The sequence below is a fragment of the Geomonas sp. genome, from assembly GCF_056994735.1.
In genome coordinates, this window is record NZ_JBXKJL010000378.1 from 1 (window position 1) to 1,084 (window position 1,084).

1 protein-coding gene is annotated in these 1,084 nt (G+C 31.2%); it reads left to right on the plus strand.

The window, feature by feature from the left end; translation table 11 throughout:
• Window positions 1-48 precede the first annotated feature (48 nt).
• On the plus strand, window positions 49-1,084 hold a 1,036-nt coding region (locus AC11W3_RS16295; RefSeq protein ID WP_484093361.1), incomplete at its 3' end, for a hypothetical protein.

The following is a 1,084-nucleotide window of genomic DNA, read 5'->3' on the forward strand; positions in this document are numbered from 1 at the left end:
CTTACAAACACTCTTATGTTCAGAATACCTAGTTTTAATGGACTAACTATGGCTAAGGCTTGTCTAAGTGATAAATTTGTAAGTAAGAATATATATTCATTAGATGAAGAAGGTATATATATAGGTGGTGGTGGTAACTTCTACTTTAGAATATTAAGAACAAAAGCAACTGACTTAGCAACATTTAAAACATGGTTATCAACTAACAACATAGAAGTTCTTTATGAACTAGAAATACCAATAGAAACTACAATAACACCTTTAACATTACCGACATACTTAAACGGAACTCTAGTAGTAGAGCCTACAAAGTTATTCCCTAAGTTATCATCACAAGATACTTACGATAGAACAATAAACTTAAAACCTAGTACACTATATTCTATATTCGTAAATGCTAAAACAGTAGGAACATTAGAAGTAGACCTCGGGGGAACAAAAGGGAATATAACACCTATAGCAACATATACAAATAACAAAATAACACTTACTACACCTAGTACATTAACACATTCTATGATGAAGTTAAAAGGTGGATTAATAAGTACAAAAGATTATATGGTTATAGAAACTGATGTAGTAGAGCCTAAATATTTTAGTGGTATAAGTAGTGTTGAAACTGATGTAGTGTTTAAAAGTATAGGAGAAAATCTATTTGATGGAGTTTTAGAATACGGTAGTCTTGGTGCTGATGGCAAAACCACTATAACTACAAATGCCATACGTAGCAAAAACTTTATAAACGTAAAACCAAGTACTTATTATTCTTATTCAAATTCTTTAAATTATCAACTCAATATTATTGAATATGATGCTAATTATTCGGTTGTTAAAACTTATGCTTTTACAAGTGGAACTGTTAGCACGTTACCAAACACAAAGTACATTAAATTTAGAACTAGCGAAGGAAGTGTTCAAAACAACCTATCGTGTACAGTTATGATTAATCTAGGAACAACACCTAAAGCCTACACACCATACAAAGAAGATAAACTAACACTAAGCGAATACTTATTACCCGAACATTTCCCACTAAGGTCAGTAGGTAGTGTGAGTGATGAATATGTAGGGAAGAAGTTGTATA